Origin of the sequence: Alteromonas algae, assembly GCF_049117195.1 — a bacterium.
Taxonomy (GTDB): domain Bacteria; phylum Pseudomonadota; class Gammaproteobacteria; order Enterobacterales; family Alteromonadaceae; genus Alteromonas.
Window position 1 is genome coordinate 2,356,426 of the sequence record NZ_CP185260.1, and the last position, 20,616, is coordinate 2,377,041.

The 20,616-nt window shown below is 45.7% G+C and carries 20 protein-coding genes; 3 read left to right on the forward strand and 17 right to left on the reverse strand.

The window, feature by feature from the left end:
* Positions 1-157: 157 nt before the first annotated feature.
* On the reverse strand, positions 158-2,080 hold the full coding sequence (locus ACOJRU_RS10580; RefSeq protein ID WP_421131714.1) for a methyl-accepting chemotaxis protein: 1,923 nt from the start codon (positions 2,078-2,080) through the stop codon (positions 158-160).
* A gap of 106 nt (positions 2,081-2,186) precedes the next feature.
* The gene (locus tag ACOJRU_RS10585; protein ID WP_421131715.1) at positions 2,187-2,438 is read right to left on the reverse strand and encodes a hypothetical protein; all 252 of its coding nucleotides are present in this window, start codon (positions 2,436-2,438) and stop codon (positions 2,187-2,189) included.
* A 414-nt stretch (positions 2,439-2,852) separates the two neighbouring features.
* Between ACOJRU_RS10585 and ACOJRU_RS10590 the strand changes: the two genes are divergently transcribed.
* Positions 2,853-3,257: a phosphate ABC transporter substrate-binding protein gene (locus tag ACOJRU_RS10590; RefSeq protein ID WP_421131716.1), complete on the forward strand. Its 405-nt coding sequence runs from the start codon at positions 2,853-2,855 to the stop codon at positions 3,255-3,257.
* 65 nt (positions 3,258-3,322) lie between these two features.
* Here ACOJRU_RS10590 and ACOJRU_RS10595 read toward each other — a convergent pair whose 3' ends face one another.
* Complete coding sequence (locus ACOJRU_RS10595; protein ID WP_421131717.1) at positions 3,323-4,234, reverse strand: LysR family transcriptional regulator; 912 nt, start codon at positions 4,232-4,234, stop codon at positions 3,323-3,325.
* 217 nt (positions 4,235-4,451) lie between these two features.
* On the opposite strand from ACOJRU_RS10595, the gene ACOJRU_RS10600 reads away from it, so the two are divergent.
* Positions 4,452-5,606 (forward strand): iron-containing alcohol dehydrogenase, encoded by a 1,155-nt coding sequence (locus tag ACOJRU_RS10600; protein ID WP_421131718.1) that lies wholly within the window; start codon positions 4,452-4,454, stop codon positions 5,604-5,606.
* A gap of 214 nt (positions 5,607-5,820) precedes the next feature.
* The gene (locus tag ACOJRU_RS10605; protein WP_421134752.1) at positions 5,821-7,623 is read left to right on the forward strand and encodes a putative bifunctional diguanylate cyclase/phosphodiesterase; all 1,803 of its coding nucleotides are present in this window, start codon (positions 5,821-5,823) and stop codon (positions 7,621-7,623) included.
* A 104-nt stretch (positions 7,624-7,727) separates the two neighbouring features.
* Here ACOJRU_RS10605 and ACOJRU_RS10610 read toward each other — a convergent pair whose 3' ends face one another.
* From ACOJRU_RS10610 to ACOJRU_RS10675, 14 genes are all read right to left on the reverse strand, one after another.
* Entirely contained in the window at positions 7,728-8,717 is a 990-nt protein-coding gene (locus ACOJRU_RS10610) for an AgmX/PglI C-terminal domain-containing protein (RefSeq protein WP_421131719.1), read from the reverse strand.
* Positions 8,714-9,250 (reverse strand): ExbD/TolR family protein, encoded by a 537-nt coding sequence (locus ACOJRU_RS10615; protein WP_421131720.1) that lies wholly within the window; start codon positions 9,248-9,250, stop codon positions 8,714-8,716. Before ACOJRU_RS10615 ends, ACOJRU_RS10610 begins: the two co-directional genes overlap by 4 nt.
* Positions 9,247-9,822 carry an ExbD/TolR family protein gene (locus ACOJRU_RS10620; protein WP_421131721.1) on the reverse strand — a complete coding sequence of 192 codons (576 nt, stop codon included), beginning with the start codon at positions 9,820-9,822 and terminating at the stop codon, positions 9,247-9,249. The genes ACOJRU_RS10615 and ACOJRU_RS10620 overlap by 4 nt, the downstream gene beginning before the upstream one ends.
* Before the next feature lie 6 nt (positions 9,823-9,828).
* Positions 9,829-10,494, reverse strand: coding sequence for a MotA/TolQ/ExbB proton channel family protein (locus ACOJRU_RS10625; protein ID WP_421131722.1), 666 nt, complete (start codon positions 10,492-10,494; stop codon positions 9,829-9,831).
* Between the two features lie 120 nt (positions 10,495-10,614).
* Positions 10,615-10,950 carry a hypothetical protein gene (locus ACOJRU_RS10630; RefSeq protein ID WP_421131723.1) on the reverse strand — a complete coding sequence of 112 codons (336 nt, stop codon included), beginning with the start codon at positions 10,948-10,950 and terminating at the stop codon, positions 10,615-10,617.
* Positions 10,950-11,615 carry a tetratricopeptide repeat protein gene (locus ACOJRU_RS10635; protein ID WP_421131724.1) on the reverse strand — a complete coding sequence of 222 codons (666 nt, stop codon included), beginning with the start codon at positions 11,613-11,615 and terminating at the stop codon, positions 10,950-10,952. The genes ACOJRU_RS10630 and ACOJRU_RS10635 overlap by 1 nt, the downstream gene beginning before the upstream one ends.
* A gap of 82 nt (positions 11,616-11,697) precedes the next feature.
* The gene (locus ACOJRU_RS10640; RefSeq protein WP_421131725.1) at positions 11,698-14,664 is read right to left on the reverse strand and encodes a tetratricopeptide repeat protein; all 2,967 of its coding nucleotides are present in this window, start codon (positions 14,662-14,664) and stop codon (positions 11,698-11,700) included.
* Positions 14,654-16,741 carry a hypothetical protein gene (locus ACOJRU_RS10645; protein WP_421131726.1) on the reverse strand — a complete coding sequence of 696 codons (2,088 nt, stop codon included), beginning with the start codon at positions 16,739-16,741 and terminating at the stop codon, positions 14,654-14,656. Before ACOJRU_RS10645 ends, ACOJRU_RS10640 begins: the two co-directional genes overlap by 11 nt.
* A gap of 15 nt (positions 16,742-16,756) precedes the next feature.
* Entirely contained in the window at positions 16,757-17,338 is a 582-nt protein-coding gene (locus tag ACOJRU_RS10650; RefSeq protein ID WP_421131727.1) for a hypothetical protein, read from the reverse strand.
* Positions 17,339-17,348: 10 nt separating this feature from the next.
* On the reverse strand, positions 17,349-18,488 hold the full coding sequence (locus ACOJRU_RS10655; RefSeq protein WP_421131728.1) for a DUF3570 domain-containing protein: 1,140 nt from the start codon (positions 18,486-18,488) through the stop codon (positions 17,349-17,351).
* Positions 18,475-18,729, reverse strand: a complete 255-nt coding sequence (locus ACOJRU_RS10660; RefSeq protein WP_421134753.1) for a DUF4266 domain-containing protein — start codon at positions 18,727-18,729, stop codon at positions 18,475-18,477. The genes ACOJRU_RS10655 and ACOJRU_RS10660 overlap by 14 nt, the downstream gene beginning before the upstream one ends.
* A 2-nt stretch (positions 18,730-18,731) precedes the next feature.
* On the reverse strand, positions 18,732-19,256 hold the full coding sequence (locus tag ACOJRU_RS10665) for a TlpA disulfide reductase family protein (protein WP_421131729.1): 525 nt from the start codon (positions 19,254-19,256) through the stop codon (positions 18,732-18,734).
* A gap of 11 nt (positions 19,257-19,267) precedes the next feature.
* Complete coding sequence (locus ACOJRU_RS10670) at positions 19,268-19,903, reverse strand: outer membrane beta-barrel domain-containing protein (protein ID WP_421131730.1); 636 nt, start codon at positions 19,901-19,903, stop codon at positions 19,268-19,270.
* The gene (locus tag ACOJRU_RS10675) at positions 19,873-20,613 is read right to left on the reverse strand and encodes an SH3 domain-containing protein (protein ID WP_421131731.1); all 741 of its coding nucleotides are present in this window, start codon (positions 20,611-20,613) and stop codon (positions 19,873-19,875) included. Before ACOJRU_RS10675 ends, ACOJRU_RS10670 begins: the two co-directional genes overlap by 31 nt.
* Positions 20,614-20,616: the final 3 nt, after the last annotated feature.

A 20,616-nucleotide genomic window follows, 5' to 3' on the forward strand; every position in this document is an offset into this window, starting at 1 on the left:
TCAACAATGAGAATAAAAGGGCTAACCTTGCAACACAAGGTTTCACACCCTATTTACGCACTTTAAATTGTTACATAACGTGTTTATATCGTTACATCACCTTGGTCTGCGCTAGGTTATTGATGATAACGCTTTTGCTTATAAGTATTTAATACACCTAAAACTTATATTTTCGTAACTGTCCTTGCATACGGCCTATTTGTTCGACTAAATCATTGCAGTTTTGCACGACTTCATTGGCATAACGACTATTACTATCGCCCACTTCTCTAATACTCGATAGCCGTGCATGTGCGTCTTGGGTAACGCCTTTTTGTTGTTGGGCGATATCTGCCGCCATTTTATTTAATGTGGTTATGGTGGCAACGGCGTGTAATGCTTGTTCAAGTGAAGCGCCGGCTTCTTTTGTTACCTCAACGGTTCTAAAAGCATTGTCTTTATTACTTTGCATTTTAGACGAGGCCTGCCTACTGCCCTGTTGCAACCTATCAATCATTTTGCGAATTTCTTCTGTTGATGCTTGCGTTCTGCTTGCCAGCGACCGGACCTCATCGGCGACTACTGCAAAGCCTCGCCCTTGTTCTCCTGCCCGTGCCGCTTCGATGGCGGCGTTCAACGCTAATAAGTTTGTTTGTTCTGCGATATTACTGATAACTTCCATTACGCCGCTGATCTCTTCACTAGCCTGCGCAAGTTCGGTAATAACTGCCACTGATGCGTCAACGTCTTTCGCCTGCGTTTCTATGTCGGTGATAGTGGCACTAAGCACCTCGGAACTTTTACGCGTATCAGTATCCGCATTCCCGGCCGCATCGCTTGACTCTAAAATGTTTCGCTCGACCTCTTCAGCGTTATCCCTCAACGCATTGATTGCCATTTCAATGGCTTGCGTTTCATCACTCAGTGAGGCCACAGTGTTATTCGAGGCGTCAGCCGTTGACGATAATACTTTAGATTTGTGAAGCATCGCTTCGGTGGCTTCATCAACATCAAGCAAGGTATCTTGCAGTTGAGCAAGTAGGCGGTTAAACCCGCGAGACATTTCTCCAAATTCATCCCCCCCGGTTTCTCTGAACCTAAAGGTAAGGTCTCCTTCACCTGAGGCAAGATTACTAAGCACAGCAATGAACTCATCCAGAGGCTTACCCACTATTTTGGAAATAAGAATAGCCACTGTGACAAGTACAAATATACTTGCCATTAGGATTTTGAATAAAAGGACAAAAACTGCGGCGCTGACTAATGACGATTTTTCTGACGATGACGCTGCTAATATGATGTCATACCCCCACGCCTCAAATGGCATCACCGTAGTGATCCACTTTCCATCACGGTCACTGAGGGCTCTATTTACTTCGGCATCATTAACATGAGACGAATGCATTCTAATGTTGCCCTTGCTGTCTCTTAGCGCAACAAACCCATCATCGAGCAAGTGACTTTCATTGATCACTTCCTCAAGTATTTTCATGTCCGCAGAATAGCCGACATACCAAATACCAATAACGGTGCCAGAGGCATCTCTCATGGGCTCATAAGCGGTAAGATACGGGCTCCCAAGAATGTCTACCGCCCCGTAGTACGGTTCACCGCGCTTAATGTTGGCCATCGCCTTTCCTGATGGGGCGAGCTTGGTGCCGATAGCACGTTGACCATCTTTAATCACGTTAGTACTTACTCGTATGAAGTCGTCACCGGTTTTACTAAATAGGGTTGCTGTGCCACCCATAATATCGGTCAGCGCATCTACCAGCGTGAAGTCGTTGGCTTGGGGCTGCGAACCAAGGAACAATTGCGAGGCCGTTGTGTTTTTCACAATTGCCGTCCCACTCTGGCGTGGTGTACCTAGTTCACCGCCACGCAGTTTCAACAGGGCCATGCTGCTTACCACACGTTCTTGCATGATAGTGTCGGTTATAGAGAGGATATTAATGAGCCGGTCAGCTGTTTTACGCTTTTGCTGTTCTATTTCTTCTTTTACGCTTTGTGACGTCGTCAGTATCGTCATGCCAGCAATCATCAGCGCGATGAATGCGATAACAGCAGATATGGCGAATAGAAACTTTCTTTTTATAGACATTAGCAAACCCACCACACTAAGGAACGCCCCACATCCATATGAGTTTGATATTCAAGATTATATTAAATGTAGGCGTTTTTTTAATTACAGCAACTATTTTGGTTAGTTACTTAGCAATTACTTTTCCTCCAATCATTTTATAAGAAGGCATCCCTCTTATCATTGCTTCGCGAGCAAATTGAGCACCACAGGACGGGCATATGCAAGGGGTCACTGTGTAGTCGTGTACTATTCGAGAGATAAAACATTTTACCAATGCGCCCTTCCCCCCTTTTTGATATTTGAACAACGGTGTTTTGCATTTAGCACAAAAAACATCAACCGTTCTTGCCGGCCCTCTTTTATTCGGTTTTGCCATTGACGTTGTGTGATTCCTTTTGCTTACGTGCTTATGTGAATAGTGTAAACCTGACAGTTTATCGCTTATGTACACAAAGTTGACAATAGCGACACTATGGACAATGTTATTATGGTCACTGGGCGTTTTGTGCGATTGCGCGGCGAAAACGCACTTATTGCCACCTGAACGACAACAAAATTACACGTTATTTAAAATAATTGACTAAAATAACAGAGTTAATTGCGCAATCTACCAAGCAAACGGAGTAATCTCATATACAATCACTACTATCGAACAATATGAAGATGGGCCATTATTTTGCGATAATAGTCGGACTAGAGATGGTAACGCCTTGCGCTTTACCATCGTAGGCAGTGTTATTACAACTGCTTGTGCAGTTTCATTAGAATTGGTAATTTAAGGTGCTTAAACATGAAATATATCTTACTCCTGTGCCTGGTATTTACACTACCTGCAACCGCAGCGAATGTTGTTATTGTTAATGCAGGAAACGCTTCTGGCGTAGACTTAGACGCTGTAAAACGTATTTATTTAGGTAAGTCGAAGACATTCCCTGATGGTAGCAAAGCGCTTCCACTAACCTTTGAGCAAGGCGAAGCGGTGAGAGCAAGCTTCAACGGCGGTGTGTTAGGAAAATCTGAGAGCCAATATTCTGCATTTTGGTCCAAGCTTGTTTTTACTGGGCGCGGTACACCGCCTGAGTCAGTTTCTTCACAAGAAGAAATGCTACAGCTTGTTGCAACCAACCCAAATACGCTTGGTTTTATTGACGAGAGCCTAGTAACAGACGCGGTGAAAGTCGTGAGTACGTTCTAAAGCGCTAGTACGCAGTTGCTAAATAGCCCCATCGTTTTATGCTGGGGCTTTTTTATGCCATCGCTTTACGTATCGTGGCGCGACGTTAAAACATTCATATTAGCAAAGGCCATTATTACATCTTTCGCATAAGCCACTCTTGGGTGATTGAGTGCGCCCTTTTTCCACACTAAAAATATCTCATTTTCAGGCCCTTCTTTACCCAACTGCACTAACTCTCCCGTATCAATCGCATTCTTGCATAAATAGTCTGGCAGTACAGAATACCCTACCCCGGATTTAACAATGGTTGCAATTGCCCGAATATCAGGGCAAACCGCAGCCACGGGCGACTCACACCGCGCGTTAAATACGCTATTAAAATACTGCCTGATAAGAGGCAATTGTTCGTCGTAAGTAATCACTTTGTAGCCGGCTAGCATTGAGACGGTGACAGTCTGCTTGGCAAGTTCACGCCCCTGCACCCGGTTCATAACCAGTAATAGACGCTCTTTATCTAAACATTGATAGTCGTACATTTGTTCATTTGGCATAGACGCCGTTATGCCTAACTCAACCGTACCGTTTTCTAGCTGCGCGTAAATATTGTTTTTATTTCCCGTGTGAATGACAAGGTTGATTTTATCGGCTTGCAGTAAATTGGCTAAGGTCGGGCCTGCAACAAAGCTTAAATACTCAGCCGGACCTGCCAAATGCAGGGTTCCGTGAACGGTCGAAGAGCGACTGCGTATTGAATCGACTTTACTTTCCAGCATATCGATATGTTGAGACACTTGCAGGGCCAAATCATCAGCAATAGGTGTAGGCTCAACACCTCGCGCTTTTCTGATAAACAGCTCTTTCCCAACAATCGATTCCATCGACTGAATATGCGATGTCACCGCTGGCTGGGACATATTTAACCTAAGTGCGGCTTTGGTGATGTTACCGCAGCGATAAACTTCAACGAAGGTTTTAAGTTGGGTGAGGTATGACACGTGATATGTACCTATCAGATTTGTGATGGCTTCCACTAAATTATCTGACTTCTTGTTTTTATCCAAGCATTCTAGGATAACCAACACATTCTGTCGGGTAGAACATCGACTGTACGCCTAACGAAAGGCTGTTTCCATCGACACCGCCGTTTTTCGTACAAGTTGGTGCCTATCGCCAGATATTTAGGCAACGTTAAAAAGGAAGAATAAAGAAACCATGCTGAACTTTACATTTAAGAACCAAACTGAAATTTTATTTGGTAAGGGCCAACTTAGCGAAGTTACCCCACGACTGCCAAAAAACGCTAAAGTCTTATTTCTCTATGGCGGCGGTTCTATAAAGAAAAACGGCATTTACGACAGCACGCTAGCGTGCTTGAAAGGCGCAGACGTAGTGGAGTTTTCAGGCGTCGAGCCAAACCCCGAGTTTGATACGCTAATGAAAGCGGTTCATGTAGCGCGCGATAACGACGTGAACTTCATTCTTGCAGTTGGCGGTGGCAGTGTTATTGACGGAGCAAAGTTTATTGCCGCGGCGGTAAATTTTGAAGGTGATCCGTGGGATATTCTCATTTCTAGTGCTCAATTTGAAAATCCATTACCAATTGGTGCGGTGCTAACCCTGCCAGCAACAGGTTCTGAAAGTAATGGCAACTCGGTCGTTAACCGTTCTGAATTATCACAGAAACGCGCGTTTTCATCAGAAACCGTGCAGCCGGTTTTCGCCGTACTCGACCCAGAGTTCACTTTTTCACTTCCTCCTCGACAAGTTTCAAACGGCGTAGTTGATGCGTTTGTGCATGTTATCGAGCAGTATCTGACGTACTCGGTAAACGCTCCGCTTCAAGACCGATTTGCCGAAGGTATTTTACAAACCCTCATTTCAGAAGGGCCTAAAGCGCTTGAAACACCACAAGACTATGATGTTCGCGCTAATGTTATGTGGTCTGCGACCATGGCATTAAATGGGTTAATTGGAAAAGGGGTTCCGCAAGATTGGGGGACTCATATGATTGGCCATGAGTTAACCGCCCTTCACGGTTTAGATCATGCCGTGACACTAGCAATCGTGCTGCCATCACTTATGTATGTTCAACGCGCGAAGAAAGAAGATAAAATTCTTCAGCTTGGCCAGCGTGTTTTTGGCATCGAAAACGAAGATAAAAATAAAGCTATCGATTTAACGATAAAGGCCGTTCAAGATTTCTTTGAAGCTATGCAAGTGAAAACCCGTTTATCTGACTACGATATCGAAAAGAATGCGATAGACGGCATTATTGCAAACCTTGAAAAAAATGGAATGACAGCCCTTGGTGAACATGGCGACATTGACCTTGCAAAAGCGAAGGAAATTTTAACCCTCGCCGCGTAATAAAACATCCATACCCTAGGGGCAATATGTGATTGCCCCTTTTTGCCCTGACTAAATTAGTTACCATGAATATATTGCCTTTGGTGTACCAAAAGGTAGAGTATAATCATTACGTTAATTTAAGAAGGGTTTTACTATTAACGCTGTTCATCGTGACATAACACCATCTACGCTAGTGTCTGAGGCGCTTTCGCACTTACGAAGAAATCGCGTGATGCAAATCAGTGCGGTTACGGGTATTGGCGTAGCGCTGGCGTTACTTGTATCTAGAAACGTGACGTTCACCATTTTCAGTGCGGCATTAGTTGCCCTTTGTATTACCTATTTTCTTGCCTATAAACGCAAACTATCTGCAGCAATCTATCTCCTAATCAGCACGCTTTCTTTGATGTTATTCGCTCTTGCCTTAACCGGCGCGGGTATATTCGACCTCGCAGCGTTGGGGTTCCCCGGCTTATTGGTGTTTGCAGCGACACTGGGAGGAGGTAGGCTATTCTCGATAACACTGGCACTGACCATGGTTCAAGCGTTGTTGCTGTCTGGGCTTGCCATCGAGGGTTTCATAACGCCTCACGTACCATCACTACGATGGGTACACGTTATGTTTATCATAATTATATTCAGCGTAACTGGGTTTAGTGTTTACGTGTTGGTTAAAGACATAAAAAAATTAATGCTTTCTTTACAGATTGAAAACCAAAAAGTAGAGGAGAGTCATGCACATATCCAGCACCTTGCTCATCATGATCCGCTGACAAATCTTCCTAATCGACTCTATGGCGAGCAACTGTTTGCCAGCATGTTTATGAAGCGCAACCCGGACGATAAAAACATCGCCGTCTTTTTTCTCGACCTAGACAACTTCAAACCCGTGAATGATGCATTAGGCCATTCAGCTGGCGATACACTGTTAAAAATGGTGTCAGAAAAGCTTCAAACGTCACTGCCGCACGGGGAGCATTTAATTCGCTTTGGTGGCGATGAATTTATTGTTTTGGCGCCATGCGCAAGGGACGAGGAGTCTGTAAAGACGTTAGCTAAAACCATCATGCAAGCCTGTGAAGCCGAGTTTGATATTCTGGAATCAAAAGTATCGATTACCACGTCATTGGGCGTAGCCATTGCTCCCCTTCACGGCACCGACTTTAAGCAGCTTTGCAGAAAAGCCGATGTTGCTATGTATCATTCGAAACAACATGGACGTAATACCTTTCACATTTATGAAGCAAGCCTTGATAACGACGGTGAAGAAAGGTTCTCACTGCTTCAGATGTTACGAACCGCGACGCAGACATCGCAGTTTGAAATGTATTATCAGCCCATCGTAAACCTAAATGATGGGTCTACCCCCGCGCTAGAAGCACTGATTCGTTGGCCGCAAGATGATGGCTCGTTTATTCCTCCAGATGGTTTTATCCCGATTGCTGAAAGTAGCGGCCTGATTGTCGAAATAGGACAGTGGGTTATTGACGAGGTGTGTAGGTTTGGTGCTCAGATGCAAAAGAAAGGGTATAAAAACCTTCGTATTGCCATCAATATCTCTGCCGTACAGTTCAGAGATAACAGCTTAGTTACGGTCGTCAACAATGCACTCAAGCACCACGGCGTTCCAGCGTCGATGTTAGAGTTAGAGCTTACTGAATCACTCTTCATTAACGACAAAGATGGCATTGCACAGCAAATTAATCAGTTGCGTGAATTAGGTATCGCTATTGCGATAGACGACTTCGGAACCGGTTATTCAAACTTAAATTACCTACGAAGCTTTAATGCCACAACCCTGAAAATTGATCGTTCATTCATTGGGGCACTTGGAAAAGATAAATACGACAAGCCGCTGATTGCAGCCATTGTCAACATGGCCAAAAGCCTCGGGTTAAAAACCGTCGCCGAAGGTATCGAAGATGAAGCCGCATTGGCCACGTTGATGGAGTTAGGCTGTGAATTTGGGCAAGGCTATTACTGGTCAAAACCCGTCCCATCTCATAGTGCCCACCAACTATTAAAAATTTCATAACGTAAAGGTAGCGCCGGTTTCCTTAAACTCGAAGCGTGAAGCGTAAGCATAAAAGCCGAGCTTAACATTGTTAATCTCGGCTTTTATGTAACGCGACAACAGTCTTAATATGGTAAGAAGTTAAACGCATACTCAAGTTGTGTTTGCTTAACGTTGGCAGCACCAAAATTTATCATTCTAATGCGGGCTAGCAGTTTTCTTTCTAGCGCTTCATCGTTAAGTTCACTGTTAAGTAAATCTACCGCTGAAAGAGTTCCATCGGCCTCGATAGTCAATCTTACCGTTACTTTACCTTCTATATCAGGGTTGGCTCTTAGTGCGCGACGATATAGCGCATAAACTGCGCCTTTATTTGCATCTAACGTTTTACGAATAGACTCCACGTCTCTGTCACCGATAACCGCCGTTTCTTGCTCAACCCGCTTCGCTGCTAGCGAGGCTGCACCCTCTTCCGGCGCGCTAAATTCCGTCGTTCTACGCCCGGCAAGTTCACCACGTGCGCCGATGTTCTGGCTAACTTCTGCGTTTTGTAAACCCCCGCTGTCACTCGCCACAACCTCTTTTCCTACTCGCTTGCGCACGGTCTTTTCTGTTTTACCCGCTCCTTCGACGGTTTGCGTATCAGCAACGTTCGCAAGGCTAAGTGTATTTCGCATACTGGCAAAATCATCTTGAAACGCTAACAAACCGGTTTGCTTAGCATTTTCTTTTGCCTGACGCACTTTTTCAGCTTCTGTTGGCTGTACCTGTGGCGACGGCTTTGGCTTCGGCTTAACAATCTCTGGTTCAACTGGCTTTGGCGTAGGTTTGGGCTTTTCTTTTACCTCTACAGGCGGCGTCTCTTCAACGATAGGCTCTGGTTTAGGCTCTACGATTGGCGGCGGAGGCGGTACTGTAGGTTGAATAATACGGGCAAGCTGCGCCGGCAAGGCGGCTTTTTCTTCTCGCGTTTGCTTAGGTAATTCCACTAGGTTGACCACCACAGCCAATACTAATGTGACAGCTAATATCCCGTACGTAATAAAGCTGAACGTACGGTTCTCTTTTTCACTAGATGCCCAGGGCAGTTGCGTTTGCATGTACGTACTACTCATGCACCGCCCTCCTTATTAGTAGACGACGCTTTTTGCTCAACGGCTAATGACACATCTGTGTAACCGGCCTGCGCACAGGTATACATGATTTTCTTTAGCAATGCATAAGGCACGCTGCGATCGCCCATAATCGTGATGGCTTTGCCTTGAACAGCGCTTTCATCGCTTGCATCAACGTTTGCAGGCGTTGACGCCTGCTGGAATCGAAACGCAAGCTCATCGGCCAACACGTCAATCGTTTCGTCACTGCTGCTGAGTATCTCTTCAATATCCGCAAGCTTTTCGCCCTGCAATACCAAGCTGCTGTTATTTACCATTATCAATAGCGTTTCTTTTGCAGCCACCTCAGAGGGTGACTCAGGCAAGGTGATCGATTTGTGGTTGTCTAACACCTGCACATCTGATGCGTTTAGCATAAGGAAGAACACAAGAATGGTAAAAATGTCCATCAAGGATACGAGGCTTAATTTCGCTTGTCTTGCATTGCGCTTATGGTTACGTGCCATACGCTTTGCTCTTACTGACTGCTTCATTGACTTTCCTCCCCCGCTACTATGGCCGCCTCTGAGAAGTCGAGATTAGCCATTTCAGCAGGTACTTCAGCAAACGAAACGTCGGGAAATAACGCGGCATCGACCACTGAAGCCGCAACCACATCTTGGTAAGCGCGGGTTTTATCCAGCAAGGTCACTAGGCTTTGATAATCAACGCGATCGTCTATCATCAATACAATATCATCTTTCTCCACCCCTTTGCCTAGCAACGTTTGCTTCATTTGTTTTAAAACAAATTGAAGGGCATCCCAATCCTGTTGAACAACGCCGGTTTCGCTATCAGCAATCGTCGGAATTTGTTTCACTAAATACCCTGATGGAAAGTACACCGCGCTGCCCTCTGGCGTGACTAGTAACTCAAGCTGTTGATTTTCGACATCGGCGCCCTCGCCTAATGCCTCAAGCCCAGGAAGCGTTAACTCCACCACGGTAATACGTGAGAACACCATCATCATTAGCAAAACGGGGACTAACACAATCATCAGGTTGAGGAACGACGTGATATCTAACTCTACGTCCTGCTTCTTAAGGCGTTTACGTCTGCCTAACATGATAATTTACTCGTCAGATTGTCTGCTGTGGGCACTCACCGTCTTTTTCGCCATTAACACGTTAAGACACTTCACACCGGCCATTTCCATACTATCAACAATTTCTGTCGTTTTAGTTTGCAGAAGTGAGTGAAACGCTAGCAGCGGTATCGCAGCAATCAAACCAAACGCAGTGGTGTTCATGGCTACTGAAATGCTTTGTGATAACAGACTGGCCTTTTCCGATGGGTCAGCGTTTGCTACCGCAGAGAACGCGGCAATAAGGCCGATGATGGTACCTAGCAATCCCAGTAAGGTAGAAATATTTGCAAGCGTTCCTAAATATGGCGTGCGCTTTTCAAGACGTGGAATAGTTTCCATCAAGCCTTCTTCCATTGCATACTCGATATCTTCCCGACGCGGGCTAACTTGAAGCCTTGCGATCCCCGCGCCAATGACTCGAGTAATGGGCGCGGCATTGTGATCGGCAATTCGCACAATTTGGTCGTAGTGTTGTTGGCGTAGCAAAGGCTCTAATTCTGCAAACGCTTTTTTATTAACGCGCTTTGCCGAACTTAAGAATACATATCGTTCAATGGCGATCGCTAGCCCTATTGCTAAAACAATAGAGATGGGGAACATGAAAGGGCCACCTTCCTGAAAGAAGCGAACAATAACGTCGAAGACTTGCATAGTTTTTCCTTTTATCTCGTTGCAGCAACTACATATTGGCTGCCCGTAATAGTGTTTTACCGCATTTTTGTTGTAATTTGGTTATCTGGATTTCCACACATCACGTGTGATTAATACGTATCAATTATCTTGTGTAGCTGGCGGTACTTTCATTTCATCAACGTCACTGAAGTGTTGATTCAATGCCACTCTGCGTAAAAAGCGATTGCGTTCAAGGGGCTGCGGCTGCGTATTCATTGGCGTCCACTGCAATGCGCCGCGAATGTTTCTGTGTTTCGGTAATTGCCATGGCACAATACTTAGCACTCTTGGCTGCTCTTTGTTCCCTCGAATTGTGGCTTCTAAACGAAGTGGTTCCTCGGGTTTCGCCTCATCAACGTCTTGTGCGCTAGCCCCTAACGACAGCACAAAAGAAACCAATAATACTAGTGACAGGCGATAAATATGAAAACGCATTATTGCTCCCTGACGTCATTGCTGCTGGCCAGCTGACGCTTTGCTTCAGCAACCCAACGTTTAACTTTTCTAATTTCTTTTTCCGGCACACCAGCAGTATCATTGAACGCAATCAACGCCAAATAATTTTCATACATCGTTACCGCAGTCTGTTTTTCACCTAAATACAAGTCGTGAAGAATACCCGAATTGTAGTAGGTACTTGCAAAACCCGGCCACGCCGAAAGCGCTTGCTTATAATAGCTACGTGCCGTGGTGAATTGCCCTTTTTCTCGATACAACACCCCTAACCGGTTTAATGCAAAATAATTAAACGGGTTAGCATCCAGTGCAGTGTGAAAGTCAGACACGGCCTGTTCGGTATTATCAGCTTCAAGTGCTATATCACCGTTCAGTACCCACATTGCTGACAATACATTATTACCCGTAAGTAATGGTGCCAACGTCGCACTGGCAGCATCAAAATCCCCACTGTTAAAAAGGCGTATTGCATTTTCAAACTGCTCTGTTTGCTCGACCGGCACGATGCGTTTTGCTAAAAGGTACCGGTCTTCAGTCTCTAGCAATGTCTTAGCTAACATTTCTTCTGGTGATAAGTCTGGGGCATCTAGGGTTTCACTGTGTTGTGTCGTTGCCTCCTCATTACTCCCAGTAAAAGATGGCACTACGCTACAGCCGCTCAGCAGCAATAAAAATAACGGTAGAACGAAACAACTCAATCCATAACGTTGGCACGAACCGGTGATTCTAATAGCGATTAACATCAAGCGCCTCCACGTTTTCAGGCTTACGATAAGCAGACGGTGATAAGGCAGACAGTTTTTCAAAGCTAGCGCGCACCCACTCGTCATAAACGCCTTCCCAGCTTCGCTTAGCATTTGTCTCAAAAACCTTGATTGCCTCTTCTTCAAACGGATATGCCTGCTCTTCGAGTAACAAATCATATTGCTCGCGTTCTAAGGCAGATAGTTCGGTGGGTCTCTCGGATGCCATTAAGTCAGATGCCAATGTAAGATATAATTCGCCGAGCTGATGATTCGCTACCGTCACATACTCGCGTACACCGTATGTCAGTACTTTATTGTGTGCCAGAACAGCCTGCGCTAACGCATCGCGTTTTTTGCTCAGGGTATCGCGCAAGGGTTGTTCAAGCTTTATGGCTACAAATGCTCGCTTTGCATCGTTGGCGAATACCATGGCTGACATGGCCGCGAGTGTTAACGAGCGAGAAGTTTGGTTGCTACCTGCATTGTCATGCCCCGCAATAAGCTTGTTTAACCAAAAGCGCTGCTTTTCATCTTCACCACTTTGTTTATAAAAGTCGCTCATTAACAACCGTACCTCAGTCACGGTATCAAATGGCTCAGGATAAGCGTGAGCATAGGTACGATATGCAGGTAATGATAAATTTCTGTTACCGGCTAAGTCATAATATTCAGCCGCCAAAAGTAACGCTTCTCTGCCTTCATCAGTATCTTTCTCTAACGTCCATTGACGGTAGAGAATATCCGCAGCAGGCTCCCATTGCTCTGTTTGCTCAAAGATATATAACAATTTACTTTCAATGGTTGAAGTTAGCGCGTTGTCAGGAAAACGGGTCTCAAAATCTTGAAACATACGTTGCGCTTCATCGAATCGAGATAATGTGAGTAAATAGGTCGCCGCATCATACTGGGCATTAATACGTACATCCACATTGGGCGTGTTGTCGATAATTCGCTGCAAGTGGTCAATAGCTTGCTCTAGGTCATTACTGGCAACCGCGAATTCTGCCTGCTTGTACATGCTTACCGCATAATTGCGTACAAGCGCGTCATAATCGCTGTTGTCACTCGCAATCGATTGAAGCAAAAAGGCGTAGCTTTGTTCTGCTTCAGCGTATTGCTCTAAACCAAAGTAGCTATGCGCTTTTACTAAGTTTGCAGAATAACGTTGCGATGCACTTATCTGTTGCGTGACAGTATCTGGCGGCGTTAACAACCACTGGCTGTAATACAATGCGTCGGCGAATTGCGCGTTATCAAACTGACTTTGCATTAGCGTTTGGGTCACGGATATTGCTCTGGGGTCAGAAGTAAACGTAATAATGAAGTCGTCGCGACTTTTCCGTTGTTTCTCAAACCACGGTAATACGTATTCATCGTTTTTGTCACCTGAGTTGGCGAGCAAGGCGTCGTAGGCAAGTAGCGCGGTATAAGCACCATCGTTCGCAGATTCATGGTTCACATATCGATAGGCATAGTCTTCGTATTGCGCTATCGCGAGTGCATATTGCTGTGCTTGAAAATAGCTTTCCGCAAGATTGAATTGTATTTGAGGTCGTTTTTCATCATCGGGGAAGGTGCTGATAAACTCTAGATAATAGGCGGCAGCATCTGAAAATGCCAAAGACGCTTGTTCGTTAATCGCATCATCATCAAGCCGTTGCAGTGCATCGGGCAGCGTATTGCGTTTTTCTGGGTTTGCGAGTTGTTGTGCAAAGCTATGGTTAGACTGCGCTAATTCTTGTAAATATTGATAAAGATAGGGGTTGGCTTTTTCACGATTTATCACACTCAACCGCGTGTAATTCCCCGTTTCATAGCCGAAGGTCTTGACGAAGCCAGCTTTCGCATTCATCACTTCACTGGGGAAATCACCTAAAATAAACGCGTCAATGTGTTTTACATAAAAAGGCACCGCTTCGCCGTGCCCTGTGTGTGCACTAGCAAACGCCAGATATGCTTCGGCAGCGTCTAGAAAACGGTCATTATCAATATGCTGCTGAGCCAGTTCGTTATAAACAAGGTAGCTATGCGGTTTATCGCCATAGAAGTTGTAAAAGTCGACAATGGCTTCGCCGTTTCCTCTGTATGAGAATAGCAGCGCCATAACGCGCAAGCTGTCTTGCACCAGTTTTTGCTGCCCTTTAGATAAATCACTCACCTCTGGCTGTCCGTAGACAAAGTCACTACTGGCATCTGGCAAATGCGCAAAACTGGCTGCGAGCATAGCGTCAAACGAGACAAGCGCCGCTTCTTGCTCTTCTAATTTATAATAAGACCAGCCCTGCATGTACGCGGACATGATGTAGAATGTATCGTACTCTTGTGCGTCGAGCACCTTGCTGTACGCATTTGCCGCACTGGCATAGTCACCCTCGCTGAAGTAGGCCTCGCCTTGCCTAAACCATGCTTCGCTAGCATGTATAGAGTCAGGCTGAAGCTTTAGCAATTCGGCCAATATTATCGCGCTCTCTCTGCTTTTTCCTTGCAGGTCGTAGGCGCGTGATAATTGATACAACACTTCCGCTTCAGACACATCACCTGGGTAATTCGTTAATACGGTTTTATAAGCATTGATAGCACGCTGATACAGCACACCTTCGTCACGTTCCTCGCCACTGCCAGATACCTGGAGCTCTTCAGCGAGCAGCATTTCTACGTCAGCTAACCTTAATTCGAGTTGCTTCGACAACGACTCGTTGTCAATCTGTCCAACAAGCTCTGCGTAGCCATCTCTAATAACATCTATAGCACCGGGCGATAACGTAGTTTTTTCTACTTTAATCGGCTTCACATTTAACGACGTGATCAATGACGTTGTCTTGGGCTCAACGTTTTTGACGACAACTTTTTCGCCAAACATACTGCTACAACCTGTAACAGACAAGCATAGCAATATCGCTGTCGCCGTTCCCGAAAGTGAAAATGGCAATGGTGACTTATTCATCATTTTCGCCTCTCTCGCCTTCACCATCAGGCGTGGCGAGTGCGCCATCTGATAACCTATTTTGTGCCCCCTGTCGCCAACGATCTTTAAGCTGCAAAATCGCCAGCTTGCTCATATTTTGCTGCTGAACAAGGTAGTAACGGCGTGCCTCAATAGCAGTTTTTGCTTCAGAAACAAGCTGCTGCTCTAGGGCATCAATAAGCTGCTGTGTTGTGGCCACGTGTAACGTAATTCGCGTTTTCATATCGCTGATGCGTTTGCGTTCAACGAGCGTAAGATTATTTTGGCTAAGCAAACTTTCAAACCGGTTTTGTCGGCCTTTTGCCTGTTCCAGCAAAGCCTGCGTTTGCTTGGTTGCTTTGTTTAGGGTCCATTGCGCGTCTATGCTTTGCTCTGAAAGCGTCCACAACAAGATACCCTTTAACCGTAACAAACGCTGTTTATAAGCAGGTCGCAATGAGCGCGCCTCATTTAATCGATTGAAGCGAACTTGCGCGCTATCTAATCGCTCGAGCATATCTAACTGCGGCTTATCGGCATACACACTTAGGGCGTTAAATATGACACCTTTACCGTCTATCGCAGATTCATTAGCCAATGTCTGTTTTGTTTGGTTTAAGCGGGTGGTAAGCGCGTGTAGTTTTTCTTCAATGGTGGATAACCGTGCTTTGGTAGGGCTTTGTTCAAATGCCGCTGTGCGCAGCGCATGCGCTTGGTCGCGCTCATTTAGCAGCAATGTAAAGCGGTCTAACGTACGTAACCTTTCATTTAATTGTGCCTTTAAGGTGTAGAGCTCTTCGAGTTGCGACAGCTGATCTTGCTGTTCTACATCGGTAAGCATCAGGGAGATAAGTAAATCTTGGTGAGCAGAGGGCCACAACGTTTTCCAATCACTATCCCCCGTGCGATTCACATCATCAACGTTTAACGAGCGTACGCCTGTAGCCAGCGACTGCCAATATCCGCTTTTAGACAAATTCTGACTAAGCACATCTAATTCACGCACCACCTTGTCTAACTTATCAACAAGACGTATTAGTGTTTCATAGGCCTGCACTTCTCCGTCTTGTTCGGCATAACCTAATGCCAATGCATGCGTTGCTTGCAATGTGTAAAGGTTATCAGGTTGTTGAGACAAAAAGTTCCATACACCCATGGCGAGTGGCCAATCGTTGCGGCGGACCAATCCCCAACCATACTGAAGCAGTGCTTCATCTCTTATTAATGACTGCCCATTAATTTTGCCAAACTCGCCTAATGCGTCGGTGTATCGCCCCCGCGCTAGCATTGCTTGACCATGGGAGAGATGAACCTGATTGAGCAGCGCTTGTATTTCGGCTCGTTGAACGGCTTCTTGCTCTCTGTCCTGCCACCAACCGATCCAATTTAACCAACTCTCTTGCGTCGTCGTGGTGGTAAGCTGTTTTGCCAACGACGCAGCAACCGCGGCAAAGCCATTAATAGCACTGTCGTAATCACCCTGTGAATACGCCTGTACGGCTTCGTTGTAGTCTAAGTATTGACGGGTAACATGTGTACTGGGAAGCGCTTGTTCAAAGCGTGAAATATCTGCCCTGCCGCTATTGAGTGATGCTTGCGCCGCTTCGTAATTAACGTCATACCATTGAGACGGCGTCAGTAATTCATCAATATCATCATCACGGGACTCAACGGCGCGCAAAAACGCTTGGTACGCCGCTAACCCTTTTTCGGCATTATGTTGTGAAAAATGCAGGCGTGCTAGCCAATACAACGCAAGCGGGCCCTTGCTGTTTCCTGATAACTCAGCCTCTTGACCGAGGTTTTGCTGAGCTAAGTTGGGCATGCCGTAACTAAGGCCAACACCGCCTTCTAACAATGACACTGTTTTTAATTGTTCGTCACTTACGCCTTCTTGTCTCGCTTTTGCCATTTTACTTAGGCTTGTTAGCGCGTCATCCGTATACAGCGAATACACTACCTCACCAAATCTTAGGGCCTCGTGGTGTTGTTCAGAAGTCGTCGACGCCGCAGCAAAGGGTATCGTTGTCCCCCCAATGACACTGGCAGCAAAATAAAACAGTAAAAAGCGTTTTTGCATAATAATAGCCGCTACCTATAACACGACAGCGGTAAATTCAGGCTGGTGCTTAGCGCTTGAGTCGGTAATTTTCAGCTCGACGGCTTGGGCGTCATCTTCTTTTTCAAATTGCAACGTCACCGCTCGTTTATATTCTCGGTTTTCTGGGCCGTAACCAATAAAAAATGCAGTAAGTTCGTGCGTACCTTGGCTAACATTCCCCATGTACAAACGTTGAACGCCCCCCCGGTGCAATGCATTTATCTGCTTTTCGGTATACAGATAGTTCGTCACCGTATCGTTATCAATTTTTAACTCTACAGCGTCCAACGAAAAATAGGTGCCCACATCGACTGACAAATAAACCGCGACCTGAGTGCTTGAGGGAAATAACAAATCTTCCTCAAGAATAAACAAATCTCTATTGAGTTCGATAAGCGCTTTTTTAAGGGTTTCAATTTGGGTCGTTAACGGCGCCTCTTGCGCTTTCGCACTAAATGATGCAATCGTGAGGGTAATTGCAGCGAAAAGCATCACTAGCATAACGCAGTTGGTGATACCAAGCACATGGAGTCGCGACGGTTTATTGTGTTTTTGTGGTGTATGCACAGTTGTCATTACAGGGTCCTTAGTACCAAACCGAAACGTAGGCTCGAATTACGTTTGCAGAAAATCCAAATAACGCCTCTTCGCCTACTGGCGCATCATCCGTGGCGTCTCTGAAGTTATCGTAATCAAAGTTCATATAATCATATTCAACATTTAGCGTGCTCTTTTTCAAATATGATGTCGCAGAAAATGCCCACTCGTACGTCACGCCAACACCGGCGGATACGCCAGAGTATGTCGACAGCTCTTTATCACGAGCCATAATGTTAAATTCGTCCGCGCGAGTGAATAGGTCGCGGTAAAAGTCGGCTTGATCTTGCTGGTAAAAGCGCACATGCGCATCCAAAATCCATTCGTCACCAATAGTGTGAATGTAACCGACCTTTGCGTTGGTCGCCCTTATACCCCATGTGTCGGTGTAATAGCGAGCATTGCCGTAAATACTTGCTCGGTAGGGTAAGTAATAATTAGCGTTAACCGAGAATGCATTGCTCACACGGGTGTTAGGATAAACTTCGGTGGTAAATGAAAATCCGCGAGCACTGTCTTCGTCAATATAGCGGATAGCCCGGTACGGATTGTTTAGGTATCCTTCATCTGAGACGTTTTCAGCGTTAACACCAATAATGAGGCTTTTGGTGACCACCTGCGTTAACCCTAAACCAAACTTTTGACGATTCGCCTCTTCAAGAAAACTTTCATCACCCCGACGTCTAATTTCATCATCACCGCGAGAATAACTGAGCGACAGCGTTGTTAAGTCGCCGAAGAAGTCCTGGCTTATGCCTAAATGGTAAGAGTTAGCTTCAAAGTCATTTTCGCTGGAATTGGTATAGCTGACATTTATCAGTGTTTTATTATGAAGAAAGTCGCCGCCTACTGTTGTCTCTGTGCGCTCTTCTTGGTATTCACTGGCTTGGGCTCTTACATCAATCGAGGCACCAGAAATAGTATCAACATAATAATTCGCTGATACCGACACGTTATTACCGACTTTTTTACGCAGCAACACCGACGGCCCGTCAATGGTTACACCATCGCCCGAATAGCTATGGTACATGGCATCTGAACGGTCTTGTGGTAATACTGCGCCCTTCGTTGCCATGCTAACGCATGCAACAACAGTCAGTAGCAGTAAACGGTATTTAGTTACAGCCACAACCGCCCCCTGCGCCACCATCTGCACCTCTGGCACCTTCTCGGGCTTCAAATACGTGCTTCACGTAAGCCAGGGCAATCGGGTTTCTGTTTGCGCTCATGATAGGGTCGGCCAAATTACTTCGCTCATAGGGTTTCACCCATGGCTCTATATCTTGAATACTTGCAAGCGTACTCACACACCCTGAACTTAAAATTGCACCAAGGACGAGCGGCACGGTAGCTAGTGATCGTATTTTCATCATTATTCTCGCAACAATAGCTTTATTGCTTTCTCGTAGCTTTTTTCATCGCCCGATTTGTAGCCTTTGTGTATCAGTCGCGTGTTTCCATCACGATCTATCATGACGGTGGTCGGCATGGCCGACACGTCGTACAACTCACTCACTTGGCCGTTTGGGTCATACAGCACGGGAAAGGTAACATCGATATCACTTAGTAACACATCGGCTTTGCTTGAATCATCATCAACATTAACACCGAATATCGTCACGCCTAAATCAGCGTATTCTTGATACATTTCTTCAAACGCAGGTAGCTCTTCTCGGCATGGCCCGCACCACGATGCCCAAAAGTTAACAATGACAATATTACCCCGCTCTTCGCTTAGGCGGCGGTTGTCACCATCACGGCTTTTTAACGTAAAATCAGAGGCTGGTTGATTTTTTACTGGTGCAGAGGCCTTTGATGCGGTGGATACGGTTAATGCCAACAGCACAAATACTGCCAAGGCTAAACCGGTGAAACTGTTAATTAGCTTAAACTTCATATGCTAAATCCTCAGAAAAAGAAGCTGGCACCCAGGGTATACTGGATGTTGTGAGTGTCCTTTTCCTCACCAATAATTTCACTGCTAAAAATGTGATCTTTCACATCTAGGCGCAGCGCGAAATAGTCGGTCAACAGCACGCGGTAGCCTCCTCCCACCGTCAGAGTAAATTGACTGTCACCACCAAATTCAGTACTTCCACCACCTAACGTCACATAAAAGTCGGTGTTAAAAACGGTGTTGTCTGTAATGAATAATTCGCCGTTTACGTTGTAGCCAACCGAAAGGTCGTAATAGGTATACTCCCGCTCATCATCGGTCAAAAACGGTGCGCCACCTGATAAGATCTCAAAGCTGGTTTGTCCGGCATCAGCTTGAGCGTAACTCGCCTCAGCAAAGATGTTTTCGGTAATATGATAAGCCAGGCTTACACCAATAATTGAGGACGATGAAAAGTCTTCAATACTGATTTGGCCAGCAAACACACCTATTTCAAAGTTTTCACTGTCTATGTCCGCCTCTCGAATTTCTCGCCTGTCTAACTCAGGTTCGATGACAGGTGGTGGCGTTTCCTGCCCAATAGCAACAGGTGCGGCTGTAATTAATGTTGTACCGGCTAAAAAAAGACCGAGAACCCTAGCGTCCATTGGTTTAACTCCTCAAATTCATCTCGCTCTGTAAGCGCGGTTAGTCGTTTGTATTCTGCGCGCATTACAAAATTTCTTGTTAGGTAATATCTCACACCCGCCCCTACTTCTAATAAATCGTTTGTTCGGGTATCGGCACCGCTTTGCACCAATGTCGCGCTGGGTTCGGTGCGTATTTGTCCGGCACCCAGCGTAAAGTAGGGCGTCAATTGCCACTCGGGAAACGTGTAATGTTGTAATCGAACTAACCACATACGGTTATCAGAAAAGTCACCTAACGCTTGTGTCGCGCTGATTTCTGCCGCGATGTTCTCTGTTAATATCCACGCAGCACTCACAGACATGGCATTAACGTCATCCAGTTTACCGCCAAAAATGCCGAACTCCCACGTTCTGCCCTGATAACCTTCAAAATTGTTTTGGGCTAACCGCAATGGTCTGTCGTTCGCGTCACGTGTTTTGGCAAGCGCCGCTTTTGCTATCCAGCCTTCTTTGCCGTCACCGGTGACCACTTTGTACCAACCAGTATGCTCTTTTAGCACGCTTATGCGTTCCCCTCGTTCAATCACGTGAAATACCGGAAACTCAGAGGCAGGTCCGGTATGCATATCGGCATAGGGTTCAACAACCTTTACTACCACCGATTCACCGCGCACAGCGCTTAGCTGAAAGAGTGATAGAAAAGCAAAAACAAAAACGATTACACGCATTTA